Genomic DNA, 25,363 nt, shown 5'->3' with positions numbered 1-25,363 from the left:
TTGTCGTCCACGCATCTTATGTACGGCACAAACCTGCGGGCGCGTGACTTGCCCGCGAAGTCCTTGATCTGACTGCCTGACTCCCGGCGGCCAGCCAACCCTCACATGCCGTGCAACTGGAGCAGCCGCTGATAGCTGCCGTCCGCCTTCATCGCGGCGATCTCGCGATCGAATCCGGCCACGATCCGGGCGTGCTCCGGGTTCTGCAGGCTGACCAGGATGTGCAGCCCGTTCTCGCTGAGCGGCTTGGGCAGGAACTCCACCGCATCGCGCACTTCCGGCGCCTCGCGGCCGAGGTAGTAGCGCGCCACGTATTCATCCTCCAGCGTCAGCTTCACCCGCTCCGCCGCCAGCATGCGCAGGGCCAGGGCGAAGTTGTGCACAGGGACTTTCTGTAGCCGCCGGTCCGATTCGAACTCGGCGGAATAGGCATAGTCACGCACCACCGCAATCGGATAGTCATGCAGCTGTTGCAGGTTGTCATAGGTGATCGACGCCCCCTTGTGCCGGAGGAACATCACCCGGTTCATCAGGTACTCGCTCGAGAAATGCCCCAGCAGGGTCCTGTCCTCGCTGTACCAGGCATTGATCAGAACGTCATAACGACCTTCGCCGACACCCTTGAGCGCACGCGCCCAGGGCACCTGTTCGAACTCGCTGGCATAACCGGCCCGGGCCAGGGCCGTGCTGACGATGTCGGTCGCCAGGCCACCATTGAGCAGGCCGACATCGGAGAACGGCGGCCAGGCATCGGCCACCAGCCGCAGCTTTTCCGCGGCCGCATCCTGTGCGAGCAACAACAACCCAAGCAAGGCAAAAGCTCGATGCAGTCGCGACATGCCAAAGATCCTTAGCGGGCTGGGCGGCCCTGCAGAATGAGGCGAAGCAGAGAGGCCGGGAGAGCGCCACCGGAGCTTTCCCTGTTCCTAACAGTAGCTCATTAGCATCAGGGCAGATTACACAAAGATGCCGAAACCGGGCAACGCGCCCGGGCCGCCACAGTGTTCGTCCGGTTGGCGACGGGGCACAAGCCGCTTAGTATCGATAGCGGATATTCGAATCAGAGCGGGTGACAATGAGCATCGACTGGATCTGCAAGCATCACAGCGACCTGGGCAAGGAACAGTTGTACGCCATTCTGCGACTGCGCACCGAAGTCTTCGTGGTCGAACAGAAATGCCCCTATCAGGAAGTCGATGGCCGCGACCTGCGGGACGACACCCATCACCTGATGGGCTGGCGCGATGACCGGCTGGTGGCCTATCTACGCCTGCTCGACCCACTGTCGCAGGGCGGCAACGTGGCGATCGGGCGGGTGGTCATCGCTCCCGAAGCCCGCGGAACCGGGCTGGGACACGAACTGATGCGCGAAGCACTGAGACAGACCGAGAAACGGTGGTCGGGGCTGGAGATCTACCTGTCGGCCCAGGCGCACCTGCAGGACTACTACGGCCGCCATGGCTTTGTCGTCGTGGGCAATACCTATCTGGAGGACGGCATCCCGCATGTGGGCATGCGCAAGGTCTGAGACCGTTCAGGGATAACCCAGCACCTGCTTGATCGACGCCAGGTTGCCCTCGATCCAGCGCTTGTCGATCGCGCCCCAGTCACGAATCCGGTAACTGCCGGCGTGGTTGCGGGCGCCCTCCTGCTGCTGGAATTCGCAATGAATATCCAGGTCGGCCAACGCGACGATGGTGTCCTGGGCCGTGCGCCGGGGCATGCCGGTCACTTCGGTCAGCGCCGGGACGCTGTTGGCCGCTCCGCTGTCGATCAGCCAGGCCACGTACAGGCGGCGATAGAAACTGCTCTTGGTCTTGCTGATGTCCATCGGAAAGTCCTTGTCGATCGATCACTCGGCCACGGCGGCCTTGCCTTGCAGATCCCGCCAGGTCAGGTAGACCCGCAGGTCGAACTCCAGTTGGTGATAGCCCGGCTGCATATACTCGCACAACTGGTAGAACGCCTTGTTGTGCTCACTTTCCTTGAGGTGCGCCAGCTCATGCACCACGATCATGCGGAGAAATTCCGGCGCCGCCTCGCGAAACAGCGAAGCGATGCGGATTTCCTTCTTGGCCTTGAGCCTGCCCCCCTGCACGCGCGAAATCGCGGTGTGCAGGCCGAGGGCGCGATGGGTCAGATCGAGGCGGTTATCGAACAGCACCTTGTCGATGGCCGGCGCGTTGCGCAAATGTTCCTGCTTCAACTCCAGCACATAGCCGTACAGCGCCTTGTCGCTCTGCACCGCGTGCCGGCCGGGATAACGCTGGCCCAGGTAATCGCCCAGCCGATCCTGGGCAATCATCTGGCGCACCTGCTCCTGCAAGGACGGCGGATAGGCCTGGAGGTACTTCAACACGGTCATGGAGGGCCATCGCCTGCAGCGGGAAAGGCCGCCAGTTTAGCGAAATCAGTTCGACAGTGCGCTCCAGTCGAAGATCGTGCCGAACGCCGTGGCATCCCGGGCGACCAGCGGACGGGCAACCAGGAAGCCCTGCACGAACGGGCAGCCGTTGGTCCGCAGCCACTGGGCCTGCTCCAATGTTTCGACGCCTTCGGCGATCACCAGCAGGCCGAATTGCTGGCACAGCTCGATCACGCTGCGCGCCAGGGCGGCATCCCGTGGCGAATCGAGAATCCGGGCGATCAGATGGCGGTCGAGCTTGAGGGTATCCAGCTCCAGATCGCGCAGGTGATTCAGCGAGCAGTGACCGGAACCGAAATCATCCAGCGCCACCCGCACGCCCTGCCCACGGATCCGCCGCAGTTGCTTGCGCGAAGCCTCGAAATCCTGCATCAGCGCCGACTCGGTGACTTCCACCTCCAGTTGGCTGGGTAGCAGGTCATGGCGCTCGATCACCTCCTGCAACTCATCGATCAGGTTCGGCATGCAGAACTGCGTAGCGCTCAGGCTCACGCTCAACACCAGCTCATCGGCGAACACGCCATTCCAGTCGTGACGCTGACTGGCCGCCTGGCGGTAGATCCAGCTGCCCAACCGGCTGATCAGCCGCACTTCCTCCAGCAGTGGCAGGAACAACCCCGGAGGGACATCGCCGACGCTGGGATGATGCCAGCGCAGCAACGCCTCGAAACCGCGCAGATGGCCGTCTTCCAGGGACACCTGGGGCTGATAGACCATCTTGAACTCACGGCTCTCGATAGCCGAACGGACGCTTTCCTCAAGCATCAGCCGCGAACGGGCACGGCCGTTCATTTCATGGTCGTAGTAGCGATACTGCTGGCGTCCGGCGCGCTTGGCCTCGTACATGGCAATGTCCGCCGCCCGTAACAGGCCCTCCAGGTCGGCACCGCAGTCAGGGTAGATGGCGATACCGATGCTGACCCCCAGGGTCATCTCCATGCCGTCGATCTGCTGACGGATCGACACGCGCTCGATCAGCTTCTCCGCGACCTTCGCCGCCTGCTCCGGGCGCTCCAGTTCCAGCAGGGCGGTGAATTCGTCTCCCCCCATGCGCGCAAGAATGTCGAAGGGTTTCAGGCAGGCTTTCAACTGCTCGGAAACCCAGCGCAGCACGCGGTCGCCAGCATCGTGACCGAGGGAGTCGTTGACCCGCTTGAAGCCGTCGAGGTCCAGGTACATCAATACCATCGACTTGTGGGTCGGATCGCTGCGCAGCAGGGTATTTTCCGCCGTCTGGTAGAAGCCCCGGCGATTGAGCAGGCCGGTCAGCGGATCGGTCACCGCCTGGAACTCCAGTTGCTGGTGCAGGTGGCGCACCACCGACATGTCGAGCACGGTCACTACCATGGCCTTCTGGTCGCTGGGCAATGGCGCGAAGGACATCGCCACCGGCAGCGAATCACCGATACTGGTGCACAACAGCGCGTCATGCAGGCGGTAGATCTCACCCTTGCAGTAGTTCTCGTAGAACGGCGAGGTCGGCCATTCGGCGAAATGCGGTGTCTGCATGAAGTGCAGGAACGGCATGCCGACCAGCATCTCCAGTGGCGCCCCGAGCAAACGCGAAATCGCCGGGTTGGCGAAGCGGATGCTGCCATCGTCGTTGACCACCAGAATGCCTTCGGCGGCGTTTTCCAGCACCGAGGCATTGAAGGCCCGGGCGGCTTCGAGATCGCGGGTCAGGCGCTGCAAGGTTCGCCGATTGCGCTGTTGTTCGAGCAGCGCCTGGATCTTGGGCTTGAGAATGTCCGGGTTGAACGGTTTGAACAGGTAGTCCACCGCGCCGCTGGCATAACCCTTGATCACGGCGTCCTGGGACTGTTCGTTCGCCGTGAGGAATATGATCGGGGTCAGCCGGGTACGCTGGCTGCCACGCATCAGTCGGGCGACTTCGAAGCCGTCCATGCCGGGCATCTGCACATCCAGCAGCACCAGGTCGATTTCATGTTCAAGCAGTAGTGTCAGCGCTTCGATACCGGACGCCGCCGTGACCACCTGCCAGTCCTGCCGTTCCAGCAGGGCCCGCATGCTGATCAGGTTTTCAGGATAGTCGTCGACCACCAAAAGGACAGAACTGCTATCACCAGCCTTGAGTTGAGCGCAATCCATGCTGCATCTCTATAGGTTCAGGGGACTCCACCCATGTCAGACGGAACCGGACGTTATTACCAAAAACAACTCTAGTCCGAGTTTGCACAAAGCGTAGTGATCACTACGCCATCATTTAACCCGGCCTCGTCTCTCCGACTAACGGTCGATAGAAGCAATAGGCCATCTTTCGTAATAGCACCCTGCCAATCCGACTAGCGGTCGTTCAGCCAAACCGCCGTCAATCGGGAGTCGCGCATTTCGTCGACGAATTGACGTCAGCCGTTCGCCGTTCCGGCATTAACAAACTATCTTTCAACCTTTATAAAGAGCGCGCAAAAGCGCGGGCCAAAGCGGTTTATCCGAAATTTCCGGGCGAGCTTGCGGCTGCGCGAGTCCCACGTTTTCCACGGAACACACGATCATGATCGACCTCACGACCTGGAACCTCAGCGTCCCCGTCGGTACTCCGCCGGCAACCATCGACACCCCCAAACTGGTGCAAGGCTTCAAGGACCAGTATTTCCATTCCGATACCGGCACCCTGTTCTTCTGGTCACCGGTGACCGGTTCCAAGACCGAGAACGCCATCTACCCGCGCAGCGAACTGCGCGAAACCTATCCCGACGGCCGCCTGCGCAACTGGCTGTACAGCGAGGCCAACAATTACCTGCGCGCGACCCTGGCGGTGAACCAGGTGCCGTCCTCGGGCAAGATCGTCATCGGCCAGATCCATGCCTTCAACAGCACTCAGCCGATGCTCAAGGTCGAGTACCAGTACAAGGACAGCCGCAAGACCGGGATCATCGTGGTAAAGATCCGCAACCACCCGGACGACAAGGAGAGCCGGGTCATCCAGATCGCCGACAATGTGCCGCTGAACAAGAGTTTCACCTACGTGATCCACCTCAGCCGGGGCGGTTACCTCAGCGTGCACGCCGCCGACGCGGCGTGGAACACCCAGGTCAGCAGCAGTTGGCGCGACAAGCCCTTGTACTTCAAGGCGGGGGTCTATGTGCAGGACAACACCGGGTATACCAGCGAAGGCGGGATGGTGACCTTCTACAAACTCGATATCGATCACGAGAAAGGCTGACGGCCCCGAATACAGGGCGGGGCTTGCGGGAGATGACCTGCCGATCAGGGGTGGAACAGGGACGACTTGCGATAACTGGCGATGGGGTCGATCTGCTCGATCTCATCGAACTTCACGCTTCGGTACAGGCCACTTTCGGCACAGTAGACGAGCACTCGTGCACTCCAGTCGATACTGCAGAGTTCACCGCGCTCACAGGCCGGCTGTACGCCCGGAACACGCCGGGTCACGTTGATTTTCTGGCGGGTCTTGAAGTACTTCAGACGGTTTGGATCGCTTTCTTCCTCTTCGCTCATGGTCATTGGCCTCAATGGCTGAATGAACCGTCAGCGTGGCGCATGGGCGCCCTGGCACACCACTGTCATAATTGACAGTCCGCTATATCGTTTCTTCATAGCGCCAAGTGCGTTCGCGTCTAGCGAAACCTGGGCGGCGCCCATGAAAAAACCCGTCTCGCGACGGGTTCCTTCAGAGCGGTCGGTCTTAGTTGACCTTGGCGTTCAGTTCGCCTTTCAGGTAGCGCTGGAACATGCCTTCCAGGGAGATCGGCTTGATCTTCGAGGCGTTACCGGCGGTGCCAAAGGCCTCGTAACGGGCGATGCACACGTCACGCATCGCAACCACGGTGGCACCGAGGAACTTGCGTGGGTCGAACTCGCTCGGGTTGGTGGCCATCAGGCGACGCATCGCACCGGTGGACGCCAGACGCAGGTCGGTGTCGATGTTGACCTTGCGCACGCCGTGTTTGATGCCCTCGACGATTTCCTCGACTGGCACGCCGTAGGTTTCCTTGATGTCGCCGCCGTACTGGTTGATGATCGCCAACCACTCCTGCGGTACCGAGGAGGAACCGTGCATCACCAGGTGGGTGTTGGGGATGCGCTTGTGGATTTCCTTGATGCGGTCGATCGCCAGCACGTCGCCGGTCGGCGGCTTGGTGAACTTGTAGGCGCCGTGGCTGGTGCCGATGGCGATGGCCAGGGCGTCGACCTGGGTTTTCTTGACGAAATCGGCGGCCTCTTCCGGATCGGTCAGCATCTGGCTGTGATCCAGCACGCCTTCGGCGCCGATACCGTCTTCTTCACCGGCCATGCCGGTTTCCAGCGAACCCAGGCAGCCCAATTCGCCTTCCACGGAAACGCCGCAGGCGTGGGCCATGGCCACGGTCTGCTGGGTCACACGGACGTTGTACTCGTAGTCGGTCGGGGTCTTGCCGTCTTCGCCGAGGGAGCCGTCCATCATCACCGAACTGAAGCCCAGTTGGATCGAGCGCTGGCAGACGTCAGGGCTGGTACCGTGGTCCTGGTGCATGCACACCGGAATGTGCGGGAACTCCTCGATGGCCGCCAGGATCAGGTGGCGCAGGAACGGCGCGCCAGCGTATTTGCGGGCACCGGCCGAAGCCTGGACGATCACCGGGGAGTCAGTCTTGTCAGCGGCTTCCATGATGGCGCGCATCTGCTCAAGGTTGTTGACGTTGAAAGCCGGAACGCCGTAGCCGTATTCGGCTGCGTGGTCCAGCATCTGGCGCATGCTGATAAGTGCCATTGTGTATCTCTCTCCCGGACGAGGGTCGTTAATCGTGCAAGCCTGCCGTAGCGGCGGCCGCTATTCAAGTCATTGCGGATCAGGGCGCCTTGCAGGCACGACCGATCAGATCATTGGTGGCGACCCAGTAGACCAGGCCTTCCTCACCTTTTTTGTGAAACGCCAACATGTTGTCGCTGTACAGCACACCGCTGTCGACGGCGCCGACTTCCGGCTTGAGGCGATAGACCTGGTCGCCGCCGCCGAGGCGTACGTCGACCTCCTGCTGGCTGCTGTCGGTGTAACGCCAGAGCACTTCGGTCTGGCTGTCGCAAACCCAGCGGGTCCAGTTGTCGGTCGCCGGTTTCGACGACAGATTGAAGGCGGTGCAACCGCCGAGCAGTGCCAATGAAGCCAGGGCGATAAAGCCTTTCATGCCGGTTCCTCGACTGGCGACCCAGGCCGCCAGTGCTGCATGTGATGAATCAGACCCGTCAGGGGCAACCCTGTTCCCGAGCCGGGGACGGGGTGTCGTATTTCTCCAGGCCCTCGGGGCCCAGGCGCTTGTTCAACAGCGGCGCGGTTTCCGCCTGCCAGTCGGCCTGGTGGCAACCCTTGCCGGCCGGTTCGGAGGCAGGCCCCGCCGGCTCGAGCGCAGCCTGGCCGGCACATCCGGCCAGCGCGGCGGCGGCAAACCACAGCGCGAGCGGCTTGACCATATGAAGACTCCCTTTCAACGGTCGGCCCCAGCTCAGGCCCTGGCGCGGCTTTCCAGCACTTCCACGGCCGGCAGCACCTTGCCTTCGACGAACTCGAGGAAAGCGCCACCACCGGTAGAAATGTAGGAGATATCCGCGGCAACGCCGTACTTGTCGATGGCAGCCAGGGTGTCGCCACCACCGGCGATGGAGAACGCGGCGCTCTCGGCGATGGCCTGGGCCAGCACCTTGGTGCCGTTACCGAACTGGTCGAACTCGAACACACCGACCGGGCCGTTCCAAAGGATGGTCTGCGACGACTTCAGCAGCTCGGCGAACTGGGCGGCGGTCTGCGGGCCGATGTCGAGGATCATGTCATCGGCGGCCACGTCGGCGATCAGCTTGACGGTAGCCGCTGCGCTCTCGGCGAACTCCTTGGCAACCACCACGTCCACTGGCAGTGGGACGCTGACCTTGGCGGCGATGGCACGGGCGGTGTCCAGCAGGTCGGGCTCGTACAGCGACTTGCCGACCGGGTGGCCGGCAGCGGCCAGAAAGGTGTTGGCGATGCCGCCACCGACGATCAACTGGTCGCAGATCTGGCTCAGGCTGTTGAGTACGTCGAGCTTGGTCGACACCTTGGAGCCGGCGACGATCGCCGCCATTGGCTTGGCCGGCGCGCCCAGCGCCTTGCCCAGTGCGTCCAGTTCGGCAGCCAGCAGCGGGCCCGCCGCGGCGACCTTGGCGAACCTGGCCACGCCATGGGTGGAACCCTCGGCACGGTGCGCGGTGCCGAAGGCGTCCATCACGAATACGTCGCACAGGGCGGCGTACTTCTGCGCCAGCTCATCGGCGTTCTTTTTCTCGCCCTTGTTGAAGCGCACGTTCTCGAACAGCACGAGGTCACCGGCCTTGACGTCGACGCCATCCAGGTAGTCGGCCACCAGCGGCACTTCGCGGCCCAGCGCCTTGCTCAGGTAGTCGGCCACCGGTTTCAGGCTGTTCTCGGCCGAGAACTCGCCCTCGGTCGGACGGCCCAGGTGCGAGCAGATCATGACTGCCGCGCCTTTTTCCAAGGCCAGCTTGATGGTCGGCAGCGAAGCCAGGATACGCGCATCGCTGGTGACAACACCGTCCTTGACGGGGACGTTGAGGTCTTCGCGGATCAGTACGCGCTTACCTTGCAGATCGAGGTCGGTCATCTTCAACACGGTCATGGGTCGCAATCTCTGGTTTACGGTTTTTGGTGGACAACGTTCAGGTAATGCCCTGCAACGTCGATCATTCGGTTGGCAAAACCCCATTCGTTGTCGAACCAGGCCAGCACGTTGACCAGCCTCGGGCCGGCAACGCGGGTCTGACTCGCATCGACAATCGCCGAATGAGGGTCATGGTTGAAATCGCAGCTGGCGTGGGGCAGCTCGGTATAGGCCAGCAGGCCCTTGAGCGGACCGCGGGTGGCGGCTTCGCGCAGGATCCGGTTGACCTCCACGGCATCGGTGTCGCTGACGGTCTGCATCGTGATGTCGAGACAGGACACGTTCACGGTCGGCACCCGTACCGCTTTGGCCTGGATTCGGCCGGCAAGTTCCGGCAGCAGTCGCTCGATACCACGCGCCAGGCCGGTGGACACCGGAATGATCGACTGGAAGGCCGAGCGCGTACGCCGCAGGTCCTCGGCGTGGTAGGCGTCGATCAGCGGCTGGTCGTTCATCGCCGAGTGGATGGTGGTGATCGACACGTGTTCCAGGCCGATCGCCTGATCCAGCAGGCGCAGCAAAGGCACGCTGCAATTGGTGGTGCAGGAGGCGTTGGACACCAGCAGTTCGTCGCCGGTCAGGCAATCCTGGTTGACCCCATAGACGATGGTGGCGTCAACCGCGGCCTCGCTGGCCATCGGCTGGGAGAACAGCACCCGTGGCGCGCCGGCCGCGAGAAAGCGCTGGCCGTCTTCGCGGGTGTGGTAGGCGCCGGAGCACTCCAGCACCAGGTCGACGTCGAGGGCAGCCCAATCGATGTCTTCCGGGTTGGCGCTGCGCAGGACCTTCACGCAGCGGCCATTGATATGCAGACAATCGTCCTCGACCCGCACTTCGCCGGGGAAGCGGCCGTGAGTGGAGTCGAAACGTGTCAGGTATTCAACGCTGGCCATGTCGGCCAGATCGTTGAGGGCGACGATTTCCAGCCCGGCCCGGTCGCCCCGCTCGAACAGCGCACGCAGGACACAACGACCGATACGGCCATAGCCGTTGAGGGCAACTCTGTAGGGACGCGGTTGAGGCATGGGGATCTCGCCGGAGCTTGAACATCAAGAACCCATGCCGGGGCATGGGTTCTGTGAAAACGGGACTGTCTGTGAACCTGCTAGATGGGCGGTGCCTGGGCTGCCGCCTTCGCGGGCAAGCCCCGCTCCTACAATAGGCGGTCGCACATGGAACCCATGTACGACAAACAGCCTGTAGGAGCAGGGCTTGCCCGCGAAGAGACCGGCCCGGACACCCGGCCTGTCACCGGCCTCAGTCTTCCAGCAGTTCCTCGGCCTGACCCAGGATGTTTTCCAGGGTGAAGCCGAACTCTTCGAACAGCGCTGCCGCCGGCGCCGACTCACCATAAGTGGTCATGCCGATGACGCGGCCTTCCAGGCCCACGTACTTGTACCAGTAGTCGGCATGTGCCGCCTCGATGGCGATACGCGCGCCGACTTCCAGCGGCAGGACCGCCTGCTTGTAGCTGGCGTCCTGGGCATCGAACAGGCTGGTGCATGGCATGGACACCACGCGGACCTTGCGGCCCTGCTCGGTCAGCTTGTCGAATGCCTGTACCGCCAGGCCGACTTCCGAACCGGTGGCGATCAGGATCAGCTCGGGCTCGCCAGCGCAATCCTTGAGGACGTAGCCACCACGGCTGATGTTGTCGATCTGCACGGCATCACGTACCTGGTGCTGCAGGTTCTGGCGGGAGAAGATCAGCGCCGAAGGGCCGTCCTTGCGCTCGATCGCGTGCTTCCAGGCCACGGCGGATTCCACCGCGTCGGCAGGACGCCAGGTATCGAGGTTCGGCGTGGTCCGCAGGCTCGCCAGTTGCTCGATCGGCTGGTGGGTCGGACCGTCTTCGCCCAGACCGATGGAGTCGTGGGTGTAGACATGGATCACGCGCTGCTTCATCAGGGCCGACATGCGCACAGCGTTGCGGGCGTATTCCATGAACATCAGGAAGGTCGCGCCGTACGGCACCAGACCGCCGTGCAGGGCCACGCCATTCATGATTGCGGTCATGCCGAATTCGCGTACGCCGTAATACATGTAGTTGCCACTGGCATCTTCAGCGCTGACGCCCTTGCAACCTTTCCACAGGGTGAGGTTGGAGCCGGCGAGGTCGGCCGAGCCACCGAGGAACTCGGGCAGCAGCGGGCCGAAGGCGTTCAGGGTGTTCTGGCTGGCCTTGCGGCTGGCGATGGTTTCGCCCTTGGCCGCGACTTCGGCGATGTAGGCCGAGGCTTTTTCCGAGAAGTCGGCCGGCAGTTCGCCGCTCAGGCGACGCGCCAGCTCCTTGGCTTCGGTCGGGAAAGCGGCGCAATAGGCGGCGAAACGCTGGTCCCACTCGGCCTCGACGGCACGACCGGCTTCCTTGGCGTCCCACTCGGCATAGATGTCGGCCGGGATTTCGAACGGGCCGTGGTTCCACTTCAGCGCCGCGCGGGTCAGGGCGATTTCCGCGTCACCCAGCGGGGCGCCGTGGCAATCTTCCTTGCCCTGCTTGTTCGGCGAACCGAAGCCGATGGTGGTCTTGCAGCAGATCAGGGTCGGCTGCTCGCTCTTGCGGGCGGTCTCGATGGCGGTCTTGATCTCTTCCGGATCGTGACCGTCGACGTTGCGGATCACCTGCCAGTTGTAGGATTCGAAACGCTTCGGCGTGTCGTCGGTGAACCAGCCTTCGACTTCGCCGTCGATGGAGATGCCGTTGTCGTCGTAGAAGGCGATCAGCTTGCCCAGGCCCAGGGTGCCGGCCAGGGAGGCGACTTCGTGGGAAATGCCTTCCATCATGCAACCGTCACCCAGGAACACATAGGTGTGATGGTCGACGATGTTGTGGCCGGGACGGTTGAACTGTGCCCCCAGGACCTTTTCCGCCAGGGCGAAACCGACGGCGTTCGCCAGGCCCTGGCCGAGCGGACCGGTGGTGGTTTCCACGCCTGGGGTGTAGCCGAACTCCGGGTGGCCCGGGGTACGGCTGTGCAACTGACGGAAGTTCTTCAGGTCGTCGATCGACAGGTCGTAGCCGGTCAGGTGCAGCAGCGAATAGATCAGCATCGAGCCGTGGCCGTTGGACAGGACGAACCGGTCGCGATCGGCGAAGGACGGGTTGCTCGGGTTGTGTTTCAGGTAGTCACGCCACAGTACTTCGGCAATATCCGCCATACCCATGGGGGCACCGGGATGGCCGCTGTTGGCTTTTTGCACGGCATCCATGCTGAGGGCACGAATGGCGTTGGCACGCTCACGACGGCTGGGCATCGCTGATCTCCTGGGATTTGATATTGAAACGAAACGGAAAAAAGGCGTGTATTTTCCCTCAGGGAGAGCCTTCGGGGCAATGACAGATAGTCGTTCGACCGCGTTTTTCCCGCCGATAATTGCGCATCGTGCTGATGAATCCTTTCCGCGCATCGTCTGTAGAGCAACGGGAAAACGCGAAAGTGCCATTTATCATTCAATATCAAAAGTTTTTGATATTGAACTTGCGGGGTGCCGTGACGCTGACTAGACTGCTGGCCTTATGAACCTACCTGCGCCCGCCCTGCTTCATGATCGCTGCGACGAGCTGTCCGCCCTGTGCAAGGCCGGCGGTGATCCGTTGCGGCTCAACGTATTGCGGGCACTGGCCAACGACTCGTTCGGCGTGCTGGAGCTGGCGCAGATCTTTGCCATCGGTCAGTCGGGCATGAGCCACCACCTCAAGGTGCTGGCCCAGGCCGGGCTGGTGGCGACCCGCCGGGAAGGTAATGCGATCTTCTATCGGCGCGCCCTGCCCCACACCGAATTGCCGGGTGGCCGGCTGCACGCCGCGCTGCTGGACGAAGTCGACGCCCTGCAACTGCCGGTCGAGGTGCAGGCCCGCATCACCCAGGTGCACGGCCAACGGGCCGCCGCCAGCCAGGATTTCTTCGCCAAGGTCGCGGAAAAGTTCCGCGCCCAGCAGGATCTGATCGCCGGCCTGGCGCAATACCGCGAAAGCGTCCTGGCGCTGCTCGACAAGCTCAACTTCGCGCCGGCCGCCACCGCCCTGGAAATCGGCCCCGGCGACGGAGGCTTCCTGCCCGAGCTGGCGCGCCGTTTCCAGCAGGTCACGGCGCTCGACAACAGCCCGGCCATGCTCGAGCTGGCCCGCCAACTGTGCGAACGCGAGGCGTTGACTAATGTCAGCCTGCAACTGGCCGATGCATTGCAGAACAACAGTATCCAGGCCGATTGCGTGGTCCTGAACATGGTCCTGCACCATTTCGCCGCGCCGGCCGAAGCCTTGAAGCAGATGACCGGGTTGCTGCGACCCGGCGGCAGCCTGCTGATAACCGAGTTATGCAGCCACAACCAGAGCTGGGCCAGGGAGGCCTGCGGTGATCTCTGGCTGGGGTTCGAACAGGAAGACCTGGCCCGTTGGGCCATCGCTGCGGGGCTCGTCCCCGGGGACAGCCTCTATGTAGGCTTACGTAATGGTTTCCAGATTCAGGTTCGCCACTTTCAGGGACCGACTGGCGCCACTCAACATCGGTAAACTCAGGAAAACCATCGATATGAGCGAATATTCCGTTTTCACCTCCGAGTCCGTGTCTGAAGGGCATCCGGACAAAATTGCCGACCAGATTTCCGATGCGGTGCTGGATGCCATCATTGCCCAGGACAAGTTTGCCCGCGTCGCGTGCGAAACTCTGGTGAAAACCGGCGTGGCGATCATCGCTGGCGAAGTGACCACTTCGGCCTGGGTCGACCTGGAAGACATCGTCCGCAACGTGATCCTCGACATCGGCTACAACAGTTCCGACGTCGGTTTCGATGGCGCCACCTGCGGTGTGATGAACATCATCGGCAAGCAGTCGGTGGACATCGCCCAGGGTGTTGACCGCAGCAAGCCGGAAGACCAGGGTGCCGGCGACCAGGGCCTGATGTTCGGCTATGCCAGCAACGAAACCCCGGAGCTGATGCCCGCCCCGATCGCCTACTCGCACCAACTGGTCCAGCGCCAGGCCGAAGCCCGCAAGTCCGGCCTGCTGCCGTGGCTGCGTCCGGACGCCAAGTCGCAGGTGACCTGCCGCTACGAAGGCGGCAAGGTGGTGGGTGTCGACGCCATCGTCCTGTCGACCCAGCACAACCCTGACGTGTCCTACAACGACCTGCGCGAAGGCGTGATGGAACTGATCGTCAAGCACGTCATCCCGGCCAACCTGCTGACCAAGGACACCCAGTTCCACATCAACCCGACCGGCAACTTCATCATCGGTGGCCCGGTGGGCGACTGCGGCCTGACCGGGCGCAAGATCATCGTCGACAGCTACGGCGGCATGGCCCGTCACGGCGGCGGCGCCTTCTCCGGCAAGGACCCGTCCAAGGTCGACCGCTCCGCCGCCTACGCCGGTCGCTATGTGGCCAAGAACATCGTCGCCGCCGGCTTGGCCGACCGTTGCGAAATCCAGGTTTCCTACGCCATCGGCGTGGCCCAGCCGACCTCGATCTCGCTGAACACCTTCGGCACCGGCAAGATCAGCGACGAGAAGATCATCCAGCTGGTCCGCCAGATCTTCGACCTGCGCCCATACGCGATCACCACCATGCTCGACCTGCTGCACCCGATGTACCAGGACACCGCGGCCTACGGCCACTTCGGTCGTACCCCGGAACTGAAGACCGTCGGCGACGACACCTTCACCACCTTCACCTGGGAAAAAACCGACCGCATCGACGCCCTGCGAGCCGCTGCCGGCCTGTAATTTGTCGGTTGCGTCACAAAAGCCCTTCATGGTTTGCCATGAAGGGCTTTTTCATGACCACCGGTCATTCCCTGTACAAACCTGTTTCCCTATATTTCGCCCTCTCGAACCCTGTTTCTCCCTTGGATATTGCACGGCGCCTGTTCGAGAACCTTCCTGATGCGTCGGCAATCGAACATTGAGGTTTGCCATGCGTACTTCCGCTTTCGCGCCCACCGCGGTTCTGCTCGGCCTGTTCACCCTTCCAGCCCAGGCCGCCGACCTGAGTGCACTTACCAACCTGGCGACACAGCTGGGCGGTGGCTCCACGACACAGACCACCGGCAACACCGCCGACGCCGGCAGTTGCAATCCCAAGCAGGTGCAGGATCTGCAGAAACAGATCTATGCCGCCAAGGTCAAGGGGGACACCGTCAAGGCCAACGGTCTGCAGATGGCCGTGGACCATATCACCGCCAGTTGCAGCGGCGTGGCCAGTTCCCAGCAGCCCATCACCAATACCGCGGCGCCCCAGGATCCCAAGGCGCAGGCGATCGATGCCGGTATCAAGGCGTTGGGCGGCCTGTTCAAGTAAGCCGACACATGTCGTAAGAAAGCCCCGCCACGGCGGGGCTTTTTAATGCCGGGAGCTGATCTAGGCTGTGTTTTTGAGTCGAGCAAGGATGCTGCGACATGGGTTTGCTCCCGGGTTTTGCCCTTTTCATCTGCTGTTTCGCAGCCCTGGCCGCGCCCTGCCCGGAGTGGTCGACAGAACGCGCCCTGCGCGAAATCAAGGCGCTGGAGCAGCAGATCGCCGAGTGGGACGAGCGCTACCACCAACAGGGCGTCTCGCCGGTCGCCGACGAACTCTACGATCAGTCCCGCCAGACCCTGCAAGGCTGGCGCGGCTGCTTCGCCGCCAACGGGAGCCAGCCGGACAACCCGTTGCTCAAGGCACGCGGGCCGACACCCCATCCGATTGCCCATACCGGGCTGGACAAGCTGCCGGACGAACAGGCGGTCCGGGACTGGATCAGCACCCGCAAGGACCTCTGGATCCAGCCCAAGGTCGACGGTGTGGCCGTAACGCTCAGCTACCGGCGCGGTCGCCTGCAGCAGGTCATCAGCCGTGGCGACGGACTCAGGGGCCAGGACTGGACCGATCGGGCCCGCAGGATCGCAGCCATTCCCGCCCGACTGCCGCAGCCGCTCGACCTGGTGCTGCAGGGCGAGTTGTACTGGCGCCAGAACCACCACGTGCAGGCCGAGCACGGTGGCCTGAACGCCCGCGGCAAGGTTGCCGGCCTGATGGCCCGGCACCGCCTGCGACCCGATGAGGCCAGAGGCATTGGCCTGTTCGTCTGGGACTGGCCCGATGGCCCACCGAACCAGCTCGAACGCCTGCAGGGGCTGAGCGCCCTGGGTTTCAGGGATAGCACCCTCTACAGCCGGCCGATCGAGGGGTTCGCCCAGGCGCGCGACTGGCGCGAGCACTGGTTCCGCCATCCCCTACCCTTTGTCAGCGACGGCGTGGTCCTGCGCCAGAGCCGGCGACCCGCCGCCCACCTCTGGCAGCCCCGGGCACCGTACTGGAGCGTCGCCTGGAAATACCCCCACGGCCAGGCCCTGGCCCATGTGCGCAAGGTCAGCTTCAAGATCGGCCGCACCGGCCGGATCACGCCGATGCTCGAGCTGATCCCGGTACGCCTGGATGACCGGCAGATCAAGCGGGTCAGCGCAGGCTCGCTGCAACGCTGGCGGGAACTGGATATCCGTCCCGGAGATCAGGTGGCGATCAGCCTGGCCGGCCTGACCATTCCGCGCCTGGACGAAGTGGTCTGGCGCAGCGTCGAACGCGAACCACTCGACGTCCCCCACCCGGACAACTTCCACGAGTCGAGTTGCTGGCGCTACGGTCCGGGCTGCGAAAGCCAGTTTCTCGCCCGACTGACCTGGCTGAGCGGCAAGCAGGGCCTGGAACTGCCAGGACTGGGCCCCGGCACGTGGGAAAAGCTGGCTCGCGCAGGTCATCTTGAACAACTGCTCGATTGGCTGACCCTCGATGCCCGCGAGCTTGCTAACATTGCCGGCCTGGGTCCCCTCGGTGCCCGGCAGTTGCTCGATAACATCCAACTGGCCCGACAACGGCCATTCGAGCGCTGGCTGAAGGCCCTGGGCGTACCCGCCAGCACCGGTACCAGGCTGGACGGCAACTGGCAGGCACTGGCCGGTCGAAACGTCGGGGACTGGCAGGCTGAACCCGGGGTCGGCCCCGAACGGGCCGCACGCCTGGGGGCTTTCTTTCGGGACCCGCAGGTAGTGGCCCTGGCTGAATCATTACGTGTCGCCGGGGTCGATGGGTTCTGAGGAAAAAGCTACAACCCGAATCGGGATTTTCGTACAACCGAGTCGGCTTTTATTTGTTCATTGTCACTTTCAATATTTTTCAGCACGGAGCCTTTCATGAAACTTCCCTCTTCACTGGTGCCTTTCACCCTGTGCACAGTCATGGCCGCCCCGCTCCTGGCCGCCGAGGAACAACCCGAACTGACCGGCTGCGCCGCCAAGCGACAGGCCATCAGCAACCAGATCGAGAGCGCCAGGGCCCAGGGCAACAGCGAGCAACAGGCCGCTCTGGAGAAGGCGCTGGAGGAAGTCAGCACCCATTGCACCGACGCCTCGCTGAAAAAGGAGCGCGAGAACAAGGTGCTCGATGCCAGGCACGAGGTCAGCCGCCGTCAGGCCGACCTCGACAAGGCGATGAAAAAGGGCGACCCGGAGAAGATCAACAAGCGCAAGGACAAGCTCGCCGAGTCCCGCAAGGAGTTGCAGGACGCCCTGGACGAGTTGGACAAGTAGACCGGCCCGCCCCACTCAGTCAGTGATCGCGAAACTCCTTGTGGCAGGCATCGCAGGCATCCTCGACCCGCTCCACCGCCGGCCTGAGCAGGCTGGCCTGGTAGGGTTGGACCTTGCTGGCCACCAGCAACTCGCCGGTGGCACTCTCCAGCGAGCGCGCCAGTTCCTGGAAACGCGCCTGCTTTTGCCAGACATCGGCCTTCGCGCTGGTATGCTCCGTTTCCTTGACCTGCGGGAAGTGTTTCCAAGGCTCATGGGACAGGCTGTCCAGCTTGATCGCGCCCTCGGCGAAACGCGGGCCGTCGAAAGGAATTCGGCCTCGAAGCATGCCACCCAGGTCTTCGCTGGTCTTGAGCATCTGCTTGAAAATGGCCTTGCGCTGGCCCAGTGGCGAGTTCGGATCGATACCGCCACAGGCGGCAAGACTCAGGCCAGCCAGCAATACAACGAAAATTTTCTTGATAGTCATGATGGCATCAGGTCACGGGAGACGGCGGCCAGTATCCTCGCCTGAAGATCAAAGACCAATAGGCCACGCCACCAATAACCTCACTAAACGAATGGATTACCTGAACAATGACTGAACAGGTAGTCACTCAAGGAATACGCCGGTTCATGAATACCACCTATAAACGCCTGGGCTGGGGCCTGCTCGCCCTGGCCCTGCTCGCTGGCTGCAATGGCAAGGACAACCAGCCCCATGCGCCGGTGACCACCTACGTCAAGGCCGACTGGAAAGCCCTGCCGAACGTTTCCGACGCCGACCTGCAGGCCGGCTTCGCCTCGTGGCGCAGCGCCTGTGCCCGGCTGAAGAACGACGCCACCTGGGCGGCCACCTGTGCCGCCGCGGCCAATGTGCCCAGCGACCCCGCAGCCATTCGTGGTTTCCTTCAGCAGAACCTCGAGGTCTATGGACTGCGCTCGGCACAAAACAGTGCCGACGGACTGATCACCGGCTATTACGAACCCGTCTACTCCGGCAGCCTGACCCGCACGGACAAGGCCACGGTGCCGGTCTACGGGGTACCGGACGACCTGATCATCGTCCAGTTGGACAGCGTCTACCCGGAGCTCAAGGGCAAACGCCTGCGCGGGCGACTGGAAGGCAGGGTGGTCAAGCCCTATGACGACGCCGCGCTGATCGCCACCCAGGGCGTCAAGGCTCCGGTGCTGGCCTGGCTGACCGACCCGATGGACCTGCAGTTCCTGCAGATCCAGGGCTCGGGACGCATCCGCCTGGATGACGGCCGGCAACTGCGGATCGGCTACGCCGACCAGAACGGCCACCCCTACAGGGCCATCGGTCGCTGGCTGGTGGAACAGGGCGAGCTGAAGAAGGAAGACGTCACCATGGGCACCATCAGTGCCTGGGCCAAGGCGCATCCGACACGCATTCCGCAACTGCTGGCCAGCAACCCCAGCTATGTGTTCTTCGCCCGCAACCCGGACAGCAACGAAGGCCCGCGCGGCTCGCTGAATGTACCGCTGACCGCCGGCTACAGCGTCGCGGTGGATCGCAAGGTGATTCCGCTGGGCAGTTTGCTGTGGCTGTCGACGACCCGCCCGGACGGCACGCCGCTGGTCCGGCCGGTGGCCGCGCAGGACACCGGCGGGGCGATTGCCGGCGAGGTCCGGGCCGACCTGTTCTGGGGCACCGGCGAGGCCGCCGGGCAGTTGGCGGGGGACATGAAGCAGAAGGGCAATATCTGGATGCTCTGGCCCAAGGGCATGGCGTTGCCCCAGGTGCCGGATGTCGGTAGCTGATTGCGATGCAGGCCGTGGGGACCTATTCGCGGGCACGCCCGCGAAAAAGCCTTCGCCAGGCCTCAGATGGAAACGAAGAAGAAACTCGCGATCAAGGCCATCCCCACTGCCCATACCACCGAGCGTAGTACTGCCCAGTCAGCTAGGTAGCAGATGATGTACAGCAGCCGGCTGGTGATGAACAGCACCGCCAGCACGTTGATCGTCACCAGCGAGGCATGACCGACCAGATGCGCGATGATCACTGCCGCGGCAAAGGCCGGAGTCACTTCGAAACTGTTCAGTTGCGCCGCGTGCGCGCGCCGGGCGAAGCCTTCGAGGGTTTCCAGGAAAGCCCGCGGGTCGTGGTTCTGCCGCGGCCCGAACTTACCACCACTGAACTTGGCGATCCCGGTACACAGGTAAGGCAGGAAGATTGCGATCAACACACACCAGAGGGCTGGAGTCATGACAAAGTCCTTGTTCTTGGAGTTGGATGAACATGTCGACCGGCATGCCGGCACGCCGGTTTCGCGCAAGCCGGTGCAGTCGGCCACGGCGCACACAACACTAGCGCATCTGATGGCTCACGGGGCAAATACGTTCACACTCTGACAAACCTGCCGCCACACGAATGCGTTGCTCACTCACCGGAACCGGTCGGTCACTTTTCAAGCATCATGCGAATCCCTCGGCGCCCCGCTCTCACTGCGGATCTGCGCATGACTGATCAGGGCGAAGATGCAACTGCCACCAATGATATTGCCGGCCAGCGTAGGGCCGGCGAAGTGCAGCCAGAACTCACGCCATGACAGTTCCCCGGCGAATACCAGGTAAGAGACCTCGGCCGAGCCGGCCACGATATGGGTGAAATCGCCCAACGCCATGAGGTAGGTGATCAGGATGATGATCCACATCTTCGCGCTCTCCATGGACGGGATCATCCAGACCATGGTGGCGATCATCCAGCCGGACACGATGCCCTTGGCGAACATCTGCGCCGGCTCATGCTCCATGACCTTGCGGCCGATCTCGAGGAAGGCCAGGTCGGTCTTGCTGTCGAAGATCGGCAGGTGCAGCATCACGTAGGCCACCAGCAGCGTGCCGCAGAGGTTGCCCGCCAGCACCACGCCCCACAGCCGCAGCAGGCGGCCGACGTTGCTCAGGGTCGGCTGGCTCATCAGCGGCAGCACCGCCGTCAGGGTGTTTTCGGTGAACAACTGCTGGCGTGCGAGGATCACCGCGAGAAAGCCCGCACAGTAGCCGAAACTGGCGATCACCCTGAATGCCTCGCCCTCCGGCAGCCGGGAGTTGAGCAGGCCCATCGCCATCAGCGACAGGCCCATGGTCAGGCCGGCGGCCAGCGCCGACCAGCCGAGCGCGGCGACGCTGCGCTCCAGCTCCTGGTCGCCCTGCAGGCGGATGATTTCATGCAGCACCGCCGCCCGGGGCGGCTGGTTGCGTGTGACGTCCTGCCGCTCTTCGGGCGACAGGTCCGGGGTCTTGCCGTCATCTGGTGTATTCATCGAGCGCCTGAACCCTGAGGTGTGCCTGAGAGTGGGACACCACGGGTTCGCGGCTGTTCAGTGGTGCCGGCGATCAGTTCGGGCTGATTTCGTCTTCCTTGAACTGGTCCTTGACGTACTTGATCTCGGTCCGCCCGTGGGGCGCCGGCAGGCCATCTTCACCCAGGTTGACGAAAACCATCTTCTCCACGGTCAGGATGCTCTTGCGGGTGATCTTGTTGCGCACTTCGCAGGTCAGGGTGATCGAGGTGCGGCCGAATTCGGTGGCGGTGATACCCAACTCGATGATGTCACCCTGGCGCGAGGCACTGACGAAGTTGATCTCGGAGATGTACTTGGTCACCACCCGCTGGTTGCCCAGCTGGACGATGGCGTAGATCGCCGCCTCCTCGTCGATCCAGCGCAGCAGGCTGCCGCCGAACAGCGTGCCGTTGGGGTTGAGGTCCTCGGGTTTGACCCATTTGCGGGTGTGGAAATTCATGCGCGCTCCTGACCGTCTTGCCATTGATGCCGACCATGATGGCAGACCGTACGGTCAAGCTCCATGAACACTCGACTATGGTCGCCATGGGCATTCTTCATCGAACCGACGGAAACCCTTGGGAAGTCCACCACAGGCCGCTATACTCAGCGCCGATCAAAACGGTCATCTTTCCCTGATACCGTTTTCCCGCCACCTGTCCGAGGGGCGCTGCAGCAGGTTCGACCTGTCAGGCTCGGATGGGGCGTTCTCCGGTCGCGATGATGCGTCCGGATACTAAACGCACAACGGCGCCCATTCGCACACTACGAATGGAGGCTCTTCATGAGCGCTGTCAACACGCCTGCAGATTTCACCGACTACAAGGTCGCCGACATGTCCCTGGCTGCCTGGGGCCGTCGCGAAATCATCATCGCCGAGTCGGAAATGCCGGCCCTGATGGGTCTGCGCCGCAAGTATCTGGCCGAGCAACCGCTCAAGGGCGCCAAGATCCTGGGCTGCATCCACATGACCATCCAGACCGCCGTGCTGATCGAGACCCTGGTTGCCCTGGGTGCCGAAGTCCGCTGGTCGTCCTGCAACATCTTCTCCACCCAGGACCAGGCCGCTGCCGCCATCGCCGCTGCCGGCATCCCGGTCTTCGCCTGGAAAGGTGAAACCGAGCAGGAGTACGAGTGGTGCCTGGAGCAGACCATCCTCAAGGATGGCGCGCCATGGGACACCAACATGGTCCTCGACGACGGTGGTGACCTGACCGAACTGCTGCACAAGAAATACCCGCAGGTTCTGGAGAAAGTCCACGGCGTCACCGAAGAAACCACCACCGGTGTACACCGCCTGCTGGACATGCTGGCCAAGGGCGAGCTGAAGATCCCGGCCATCAACGTCAACGACTCGGTCACCAAGAGCAAGAACGACAACAAGTACGGCTGCCGTCACAGCCTGAACGACGCGATCAAGCGTGGTACCGACCACCTGCTGTCCGGCAAGCAGGCCCTGGTGATCGGCTACGGCGACGTGGGCAAGGGTTCGGCCCAGTCCCTGCGCCAGGAAGGCATGATCGTCAAGGTCACCGAAGTCGACCCGATCTGCGCCATGCAGGCCTGCATGGACGGTTTCGAAGTGGTCTCGCCGTTCATCGGCGGTATCAACGACGGCACCGAAGCCAGCATCGACAAGGCCCTGCTGGGCAAGATCGACCTGATCGTCACCACCACCGGTAACGTCAACGTCTGCGATGCGAACATGCTCAAGGCCCTGAAGAAGCGCGCCGTGGTCTGCAACATCGGCCACTTCGACAACGAGATCGACACCGCCTTCATGCGCAAGAACTGGGCATGGGAAGAGGTGAAGCCACAGGTGCACAAGATCCACCGCACCGGCCCTGGAGCTTTCGACCCACAGAACGACGACTACCTGATCCTGCTGGCAGAAGGCCGCCTGGTGAACCTGGGCAACGCCACCGGTCACCCGAGCCGCATCATGGACGGTTCGTTCGCCAACCAGGTACTGGCGCAGATCTTCCTGTTCGGCCAGAAGTACGCCGACCTGTCGCCCGCGCAGAAAGCCGAGCGCCTGACCGTTGAAGTACTGCCGAAGAAGCTCGACGAGGAAGTGGCCCTGGAAATGGTCCGCGGCTTCGGCGGCGTGGTCACCCAACTGACCAAGACCCAGGCCGACTACATCGGCGTGAGCGTCGAAGGTCCGTTCAAGCCGCACGCCTACCGCTACTGATCGGCCTGGTTGCCTGCTCTCCCGGCGAGAGCAGGCTGTTGTGGGAGCTGGCTTGCCGGCGATGGCGGCGCCTCGGTACGGTTGCACAACCGAGGCCCCCGCATCGTGGGCAAGCGGCTCCCACACTGGTATTCTGAGCTTCCACAGGTATTACCATGTCCCAAGATCGTCGCTACAGCTTCGAGTTCTTCCCGACCAAGACCGATGCTGGGCATGAAAAGCTGCTCGCCACTGCCCGCCAGTTGGCCAGCCACAACCCCGACTTCTTCTCCTGCACCTACGGTGCCGGCGGCTCGACCCGCGACCGCACGCTCAACACCGTGTTGCAACTCGAGAACGAAGTGAAGATTCCTTCCGCTCCCCACCTGTCCTGCGTGGGCGACAGCAAGAACGACCTGCGCGGCCTGCTGAGCCAATACAAGGACGCCGGTATCCAGCGTATCGTTGCCCTGCGCGGCGACCTGCCCTCCGGCATGGGCATGGCCAGCGGCGAGCTGCGCCACGCCAACGACCTGGTCAGCTTCATCCGTGAAGAGACCGGCAGCCATTTCCACATCGAAGTCGCCGCCTACCCGGAAATGCACCCGCAGGCGCGCAATTTCGAAGACGACATCCGGCACTTCGTGCACAAGGCCAACGCCGGTGCCGACAGCGCGATCACCCAGTACTTCTTCAACGCCGACAGCTACTTCTACTTCGTCGACCGCGTACGGGCAATGGGCGTGAACATCCCGATCGTGCCGGGCATCATGCCGATCACCAACTACAGCAAGCTGGCACGCTTCTCCGACGCCTGCGGCGCGGAAATCCCACGCTGGATCCGCAAGCAGCTGGAAGCCTACGGCGATGACAGTCAGAGCATCCAGGCCTTCGGCGAGCAGGTGATCACCGAGATGTGCGAACGCCTGCTGCAAGGCGGTGCCCCGGGGCTGCATTTCTATACCCTGAACCTGGCCGAACCGAGCCTCGCGGTGTGGAACAACCTCAAGCTGCCGCGCTGATTCGGCGACAACCCAGCAGAGGCCTTGGAGAACCCAAGGCCTTTTTTACTGCCCAAGCACTTCATGGAAGACCACAATCCAATGTCCAGCGTCCCGTCAACCGCCACCCCTCAACTGGTCTACCTGGTATTCGGGGCCCATACCTACCACCAGGAAGCAATCTTCAGTATCTGCAGCGCCCTGGCAGGCCTCAGGGAAACACCAGACGAGGCGCTCGACATCCAGGTGTTCACGGATGATCCCCAGCCTTATCGGCAACTGCCGGTCCATGTTCACCTTCTGGATGCCGCCACTCGTACGCAGTGGAGCGCACCTCACGGCTACCATTTCCGAACCAAGCACGTCCTGCTGCGCACAGTGCTGGAGCAACATGAAAAGGCCCTGTTGATCGACACGGACACTTTTTTCCACGTTTCACCGCTGGAGCTGTTTCGCCGGGTTCAGCCAGGCGTAGTGCTATGCAACGCCTTCGGCCTGCACTATGGAGCCAACAAGGACTCGATCCTGTATAAGGCATTGGCACCGCAGCTTCTGGAAAGACAGCTCGCCGACGACCAGATGCCCTTGCTCAACTCAGGTGTCATCGGTCTGATGCGCAGCGATGCCGAAGTGCTGGATCGGTCGATCCAACTGATGGACGAACTGTTCCCACTGGCCAACGGCGCCTATACGCTCGAAGAGTTCTGCCTGTCGGTGGCGGCCTACAGGAACCGTGAAGTACGTGAGTGCCCCGACCTGATCCACCATTACTGGAGTCGCAAGCAGTTGTTCCGGGCGAAAACCCAGGCGTGGCTGAAAAAACATGGGGACGCACCGACCAGCCAGGCCGCCCTCGATGACACAGCCAAGGTAACAGCAACCCTGCCACGCCCTCCCGCCTTGCAGCGCATGCTTTACAAGCTGGTCACACTGGCACTGCCAGGAAATCAACGCCAGTTCATGCGCGAGATTCTCTACGGCTGCTACCGGCACACCAACGAGTTCGACCAGGCCTGCTCGCCGGTCTGGTGGGACAAAGCGCGTGAAAACGCCCAGAGCCGCCAAAAGGAAGACCTGGACGCTCATCAGTTGGAGCGCTGGTTCAATCAGCCGATCATCCGTCTGGTACTGGGAAAACGACGCGACACTATCTACCAGCACCTGATCCGGACCACCTGACAATACTCCCGGAGCAGAGCTGTCACGGGCCTCTGGCTATTTGTCGCCTCTCCAGCGTACTCTCTG

The 25,363-nt window shown here is 62.6% G+C and carries 26 protein-coding genes and 1 riboswitch; of the genes, 11 read left to right on the top strand and 15 right to left on the bottom strand.

From position 1 onward, the window contains the following. Positions 1-101: 101 nt before the first annotated feature. The gene (locus tag K675_RS0107940; protein WP_017902978.1) at positions 102-839 is read right to left on the bottom strand and encodes a substrate-binding periplasmic protein; all 738 of its coding nucleotides are present in this window, start codon (positions 837-839) and stop codon (positions 102-104) included. A gap of 236 nt (positions 840-1,075) precedes the next feature. Between K675_RS0107940 and K675_RS0107935 the strand changes: the two genes are divergently transcribed. Then, entirely contained in the window at positions 1,076-1,528 is a 453-nt protein-coding gene (locus K675_RS0107935) for a GNAT family N-acetyltransferase (RefSeq protein WP_017902977.1), read from the top strand. Positions 1,529-1,534: 6 nt separating this feature from the next. Here the strand turns inward: K675_RS0107935 and K675_RS0107930 are convergent, their stop codons facing one another. From K675_RS0107930 to K675_RS0107920, 3 genes are read right to left on the bottom strand one after another with little or no spacing between them, the layout of a single operon-like run. After that, complete coding sequence (locus K675_RS0107930; RefSeq protein WP_017902976.1) at positions 1,535-1,831, bottom strand: winged helix-turn-helix domain-containing protein; 297 nt, start codon at positions 1,829-1,831, stop codon at positions 1,535-1,537. A gap of 21 nt (positions 1,832-1,852) precedes the next feature. Next, on the bottom strand, positions 1,853-2,365 hold the full coding sequence (locus K675_RS0107925) for a M48 family metallopeptidase (RefSeq protein ID WP_017902975.1): 513 nt from the start codon (positions 2,363-2,365) through the stop codon (positions 1,853-1,855). A 45-nt stretch (positions 2,366-2,410) separates the two neighbouring features. Then, positions 2,411-4,534: a putative bifunctional diguanylate cyclase/phosphodiesterase gene (locus K675_RS0107920; protein WP_026145019.1), complete on the bottom strand. Its 2,124-nt coding sequence runs from the start codon at positions 4,532-4,534 to the stop codon at positions 2,411-2,413. 403 nt (positions 4,535-4,937) lie between these two features. Here K675_RS0107920 and K675_RS0107915 point away from each other — a divergent pair, with 403 nt between their 5' ends. Then, entirely contained in the window at positions 4,938-5,609 is a 672-nt protein-coding gene (locus K675_RS0107915) for a polysaccharide lyase family 7 protein (RefSeq protein ID WP_017902973.1), read from the top strand. Between the two features lie 44 nt (positions 5,610-5,653). On the opposite strand, the gene K675_RS0107910 is transcribed toward K675_RS0107915, so the two are convergent. The 7 genes from K675_RS0107910 to tkt form a co-directional block, all read right to left on the bottom strand. Continuing rightward, positions 5,654-5,905: a hypothetical protein gene (locus K675_RS0107910; RefSeq protein ID WP_026145018.1), complete on the bottom strand. Its 252-nt coding sequence runs from the start codon at positions 5,903-5,905 to the stop codon at positions 5,654-5,656. A 187-nt stretch (positions 5,906-6,092) separates the two neighbouring features. Then, positions 6,093-7,157, bottom strand: a complete 1,065-nt coding sequence (fba, locus tag K675_RS0107905; protein WP_017902971.1) for a class II fructose-bisphosphate aldolase — start codon at positions 7,155-7,157, stop codon at positions 6,093-6,095. A gap of 79 nt (positions 7,158-7,236) precedes the next feature. Then, positions 7,237-7,572 carry an MliC family protein gene (locus K675_RS0107900; protein ID WP_017902970.1) on the bottom strand — a complete coding sequence of 112 codons (336 nt, stop codon included), beginning with the start codon at positions 7,570-7,572 and terminating at the stop codon, positions 7,237-7,239. A gap of 58 nt (positions 7,573-7,630) precedes the next feature. Further along, positions 7,631-7,855, bottom strand: a complete 225-nt coding sequence (locus tag K675_RS0107895) for a hypothetical protein (protein ID WP_017902969.1) — start codon at positions 7,853-7,855, stop codon at positions 7,631-7,633. Between the two features lie 32 nt (positions 7,856-7,887). Beyond that, a complete protein-coding gene (locus K675_RS0107890) occupies positions 7,888-9,051 on the bottom strand; it encodes a phosphoglycerate kinase (RefSeq protein WP_017902968.1) in 1,164 nt (387 codons plus the stop codon). A 17-nt stretch (positions 9,052-9,068) separates the two neighbouring features. Then, positions 9,069-10,118, bottom strand: coding sequence for an erythrose-4-phosphate dehydrogenase (gene epd / locus K675_RS0107885; RefSeq protein ID WP_017902967.1), 1,050 nt, complete (start codon positions 10,116-10,118; stop codon positions 9,069-9,071). 232 nt (positions 10,119-10,350) lie between these two features. Beyond that, the gene (gene tkt, locus K675_RS0107880; protein ID WP_017902966.1) at positions 10,351-12,348 is read right to left on the bottom strand and encodes a transketolase; all 1,998 of its coding nucleotides are present in this window, start codon (positions 12,346-12,348) and stop codon (positions 10,351-10,353) included. 262 nt (positions 12,349-12,610) lie between these two features. Here tkt and K675_RS0107875 point away from each other — a divergent pair, with 262 nt between their 5' ends. The 5 genes from K675_RS0107875 to K675_RS0107855 all read left to right on the top strand — a co-directional run bounded on the left by K675_RS0107875 (position 12,611) and on the right by K675_RS0107855 (position 17,654). Further along, positions 12,611-13,606 carry an ArsR/SmtB family transcription factor gene (locus tag K675_RS0107875; RefSeq protein WP_017902965.1) on the top strand — a complete coding sequence of 332 codons (996 nt, stop codon included), beginning with the start codon at positions 12,611-12,613 and terminating at the stop codon, positions 13,604-13,606. A gap of 19 nt (positions 13,607-13,625) precedes the next feature. Beyond that, positions 13,626-14,816, top strand: coding sequence for a methionine adenosyltransferase (gene metK / locus K675_RS0107870; RefSeq protein WP_017902964.1), 1,191 nt, complete (start codon positions 13,626-13,628; stop codon positions 14,814-14,816). 190 nt (positions 14,817-15,006) lie between these two features. Further along, positions 15,007-15,390, top strand: a complete 384-nt coding sequence (locus K675_RS0107865) for a DUF1090 family protein (protein ID WP_017902963.1) — start codon at positions 15,007-15,009, stop codon at positions 15,388-15,390. 98 nt (positions 15,391-15,488) lie between these two features. Continuing rightward, positions 15,489-17,162: an NAD-dependent DNA ligase LigB gene (gene ligB, locus K675_RS0107860; protein ID WP_017902962.1), complete on the top strand. Its 1,674-nt coding sequence runs from the start codon at positions 15,489-15,491 to the stop codon at positions 17,160-17,162. Between the two features lie 96 nt (positions 17,163-17,258). Further along, positions 17,259-17,654 carry a DUF1090 domain-containing protein gene (locus tag K675_RS0107855; protein WP_017902961.1) on the top strand — a complete coding sequence of 132 codons (396 nt, stop codon included), beginning with the start codon at positions 17,259-17,261 and terminating at the stop codon, positions 17,652-17,654. 19 nt (positions 17,655-17,673) lie between these two features. Here the strand turns inward: K675_RS0107855 and K675_RS0107850 are convergent, their stop codons facing one another. Then, the gene (locus K675_RS0107850; protein WP_017902960.1) at positions 17,674-18,123 is read right to left on the bottom strand and encodes a c-type cytochrome; all 450 of its coding nucleotides are present in this window, start codon (positions 18,121-18,123) and stop codon (positions 17,674-17,676) included. 146 nt (positions 18,124-18,269) lie between these two features. On the opposite strand from K675_RS0107850, the gene mltA reads away from it, so the two are divergent. Beyond that, positions 18,270-19,418, top strand: coding sequence for a murein transglycosylase A (gene mltA / locus K675_RS0107845; RefSeq protein WP_017902959.1), 1,149 nt, complete (start codon positions 18,270-18,272; stop codon positions 19,416-19,418). 62 nt (positions 19,419-19,480) lie between these two features. Here mltA and K675_RS0107840 read toward each other — a convergent pair whose 3' ends face one another. From K675_RS0107840 to K675_RS0107825, 3 genes are all read right to left on the bottom strand, one after another. Further along, positions 19,481-19,867, bottom strand: coding sequence for an MAPEG family protein (locus K675_RS0107840; RefSeq protein WP_017902958.1), 387 nt, complete (start codon positions 19,865-19,867; stop codon positions 19,481-19,483). A 201-nt stretch (positions 19,868-20,068) separates the two neighbouring features. Then, a complete protein-coding gene (locus tag K675_RS0107830; protein WP_017902956.1) occupies positions 20,069-20,923 on the bottom strand; it encodes a formate/nitrite transporter family protein in 855 nt (284 codons plus the stop codon). Between the two features lie 73 nt (positions 20,924-20,996). After that, complete coding sequence (locus tag K675_RS0107825; protein WP_017902955.1) at positions 20,997-21,404, bottom strand: acyl-CoA thioesterase; 408 nt, start codon at positions 21,402-21,404, stop codon at positions 20,997-20,999. 196 nt (positions 21,405-21,600) lie between these two features. Next, positions 21,601-21,707: riboswitch (S-adenosyl-L-homocysteine riboswitch) on the top strand. Between the two features lie 21 nt (positions 21,708-21,728). Here K675_RS0107825 and ahcY point away from each other — a divergent pair. The 3 genes from ahcY to K675_RS0107810 all read left to right on the top strand — a co-directional run bounded on the left by ahcY (position 21,729) and on the right by K675_RS0107810 (position 25,297). Then, positions 21,729-23,138, top strand: a complete 1,410-nt coding sequence (gene ahcY / locus K675_RS0107820) for an adenosylhomocysteinase (RefSeq protein WP_017902954.1) — start codon at positions 21,729-21,731, stop codon at positions 23,136-23,138. 155 nt (positions 23,139-23,293) lie between these two features. Beyond that, the gene (gene metF, locus K675_RS0107815; RefSeq protein WP_017902953.1) at positions 23,294-24,139 is read left to right on the top strand and encodes a methylenetetrahydrofolate reductase [NAD(P)H]; all 846 of its coding nucleotides are present in this window, start codon (positions 23,294-23,296) and stop codon (positions 24,137-24,139) included. Between the two features lie 81 nt (positions 24,140-24,220). Next, a complete protein-coding gene (locus K675_RS0107810) occupies positions 24,221-25,297 on the top strand; it encodes a hypothetical protein (RefSeq protein WP_017902952.1) in 1,077 nt (358 codons plus the stop codon). The last annotated feature ends 66 nt before the right edge of the window (positions 25,298-25,363 follow it).

The organism is Pseudomonas fuscovaginae SE-1 (genome assembly GCF_000364705.1).
In the GTDB taxonomy this organism is placed as follows: Bacteria; Pseudomonadota; Gammaproteobacteria; order Pseudomonadales; family Pseudomonadaceae; genus Aquipseudomonas; species Aquipseudomonas fuscovaginae_A.
Note: the sequence above shows the minus strand (reverse complement) of the source record. Positions and strands in the feature narration are given on the sequence as shown.